Origin of the sequence: Streptomyces sp. NPDC058964, assembly GCF_042741275.1 — a bacterium.
Taxonomy (GTDB): domain Bacteria; phylum Actinomycetota; class Actinomycetes; order Streptomycetales; family Streptomycetaceae; genus Streptomyces.
In genome coordinates this window covers 1-3,004 of sequence record NZ_JBHYKH010000769.1, presented here as the reverse complement: position 1 = coordinate 3,004, position 3,004 = coordinate 1, and the positions used below count along the sequence as shown (strand labels likewise).

The following is a 3,004-nucleotide window of genomic DNA, read 5'->3' as shown; positions in this document are numbered from 1 at the left end:
GCGACTGCGCATCGGCCCACCACCCAGGCGGCAATTGCGGGTGCAGCAGCACGTCCTCGCCGCACGGCACCGGCGGGACGTCTCCCGCCGCCCACTCCCACAGGACCCGGCCGTGCCGCAGCGCGACCACGCCCACCCCGTGCTGCCGGTGCGGAAGCTCGGCGTAGACGCGGTCGCCCGCCGTGGTGAGGGTCTTGCGCACCCCCTGGCGCAGGCCCGCGGGCCCGGTCGCCCTCCACCGGCAGCCGGTGGGCCCAGCCGGCCCCGGCGTTCGCCGTCCACAGACGTCCCGCGATGTTCTGCGCGTACAGCCAGTTGTCCGCCACGGCGAAGGCCCCCGTTCGAGGGGCCAGGCGGCGCGGCAGCCGGTGTGCGTCCGGCCGACCGGGGTTCCCGAAGGGGCGCATCCGGCGGACCAGGGAGCCGTCCCGGTGGCCGAGCCACACCGTCTCCCCGCAGTCGACGATCTCCAGGAAACACCCGTGGAAGTCCCAGCGGTACCGGGCCGTGCCGAGCGTCTCACCGGTCGCCGGGGACAGCCAGTGCAGCCGGCTGCTCCTGTCGGTGTGCGCGAAGACCAGTCCGGATCCGCCGCCGTCGGTGCGCCGGGGGACGACCAAGTCCGCCACGCCGAGGGAACGGCGCCACAGCTGTCTGTCGGTGCGCAGGTCGTAGCCGTGGAAGGGGGCCAGCGAGCCGGGCCGTACTTCATGCTCGGGCGCTTCCCGTTCCACCCCTTGCACCACAAGGACGGATCCGAACGCGGGCAGGAGGCCGGTCTCCGCGTACGAGGTGTGAAAGAAGGGACGCTGCCACAGACAGTTCCCGGTCAGCAGGTCGGAGGCGGCATTCGTTACGGCGCGGGAGCGGCCCCCGCTCACAACCGGCGGGTGAACTCCTGGCGGTCGGCGAAGTTCTCGTAGCCTGCCCGTTCGAAAGCCATGATCATGGCCGTGTTGGCCGCGTCGCAGTCGCCGCGGATCTCCTCGGCGCCCGCTTCGACCAGCAGCCGCGTGCCGCGGGCCACCACCGCCGTCGCGTAGCCGTTGCCGCGGCAGGCGGGAGACACCGCCACCAGGCCGATCACCGCGGTCGAGGGGTTTCGGGCGGGGAGGCTGAGGGCAGCCGGCGTGCCGTCCGGAGCGTAGCCGAGTTCCCACCACGAGGGCTCGTACAAGAACTCCTCCATGTCCGCGAAGAGGCTCTCCGCGGCACGCCGGGCGCCATGCCGGGCGATCTTGGCGGCGAGTTGGGCGTCGGCGCTGGTCGGCAGCGCCTCGGCGAGGAGAGCGATGAACGGCTCACGGCCCAGACTGGGCAGGGAATGCCAGGTCAATCGGTCATCATGCGAAGTGAGTTCTACCCCGGAGCGACGGCGGAAGCGGCGACCGTCACGAGCCCGCTCGAAGCCCGCCAGACGGAGAAGCTCGGCGCGCCGTTCCGGCTCCGCCTGGTACTGCGGCGGCTGCGTCGGCGAGTCGATGACGTGCTCCAGCTCCGTGGCGCCGAGCGAGTCGGCCAGGGTGACGGCCTCGGCCAGCAGCGCCTGGCCAGTGGCAAGGCCGGGTTCGTCCCACGGTGTCTCAAGGAGCACCAGGGCCATCGGGACGTCGTTCCCAGGGAGGGTCCATAGCGCGGTGGCCGCGGTGAGCCGACCGGCCTCGTCCTCCGCGACCAGGCACCACTCCGGCCGGGTGCACTTCTTGGCAAGTAGGTCGGCGAGGTAGGCGGCCGTCCCGGCGTTGCGCTCGGGCTGGTCGGAGTGCTGGACGAGGGCAGGTAGTTCGTCTGGGCGCGCTATACGTATAGGCATGTACTGGGATCATCCTGTCTCTCGATGACGTAGCTGGCTTTGCATGAAATCGCCACCCAGTGGCACCGGCAGGCCTGGCTGTCCCTTGCCAGACCGACCATCAGACCCGGGCCTACGGACTGGATACTGTCGGCCTCCTGCCGCAGCGGTGGATCCCACGGCCGATCGGCGATGGTCGTGGCCTGGCTCAGGGCGGTGCGGCGTAGGCATCTCATTCCACCGGGTGGCGCACCACCAGCACCCCCTCCACATCCCTCCCCACCGCCTCGTACTGATGCGGTACATCCGCCGCCCACCGGGCGTGGCCGCCCGGGCTCACCTCGAACGGGGCGGAGGCGGGACCAACCCGCGCCGTGCCGCTGAAGACCAGCAAGTGCTCCTCCGTGCCCGGCACATGAGCGGCCGAGCGCTGCACCGCGCCGCTCTGAATGCGGATGCGATACACCTCCGACACCGCAGCCGTGTCCTGCACGCGGTCCGTCAGCACCGCGTGCACCGCCGCGCCCTGCACTGGGGCGGGGCCGACGACCGTGCTTAGCGGCGCCTCGAGGGCCGTGGTCAGCGCGTACAGCGTCTCCAGGGTCGGATTGCGCTGGCCGGTCTCCAGTTCCGAGAGCGTGCCCTTGCCGACGCCGGAGCGGCGGGCCAGTTCCGACAGTGACAGGCCGCCGTCCTGGCGCAGTCGGCGCAGCCGCTCCCCCACCTCCTGGGCCAGTTCCATAGCTTTCCGCCCCTACCGCGCCGGTGATGCATTGTCGTGACGCAGCGTTCCATAAACGGAACGTTCTGTAAACAGAACGATCGTGGCGATGCACACGCACCGCGGCTCAGGCGGGGTTCGGACTTACTCGTCTGGTCGACCTGCTGCAGGCGGCCCCTCAGAAGCCGGTATGGCACCCCGTCCGGAAACCCAAACATACCGTCGCCTGGCACCAGACCCGGCTGCCCCAGGACGCCCCCTCAGAACCTGTGCAACGCCCCGTCCAGAACCCCGAACTCGCTCTCGGCTGGGGCCAGCCACGGACCACGTAGAGGCCCTGCGCACCTGCCTGGGGGGGGGGGGGGGGGGCGCGTGTGTTAGAGAGTGGGGGGGGGGGGGGGGGGGGGGGGGGGGGGGGGGGGGTGGGGGCGGGTGGGCCGCCCGCCCCCCCCCCCCCCCCACACCGCTGTCCTGGCCCTGCCCCGCACAGC

General features: G+C 71.7%; 3 protein-coding genes. All 3 read right to left on the bottom strand.

Going from position 1 to position 3,004, the window contains the following annotated elements:
* The coding region (locus ACFW2E_RS44460; RefSeq protein WP_384477167.1) for a hypothetical protein at positions 1-202 on the bottom strand (202 nt) is incomplete at its 3' end.
* 675 nt (positions 203-877) lie between these two features.
* Complete coding sequence (locus ACFW2E_RS44455) at positions 878-1,813, bottom strand: GNAT family N-acetyltransferase (RefSeq protein ID WP_384477165.1); 936 nt, start codon at positions 1,811-1,813, stop codon at positions 878-880.
* A gap of 211 nt (positions 1,814-2,024) precedes the next feature.
* Positions 2,025-2,534: a helix-turn-helix domain-containing protein gene (locus ACFW2E_RS44450; protein ID WP_384477162.1), complete on the bottom strand. Its 510-nt coding sequence runs from the start codon at positions 2,532-2,534 to the stop codon at positions 2,025-2,027.
* Positions 2,535-3,004: the final 470 nt, after the last annotated feature.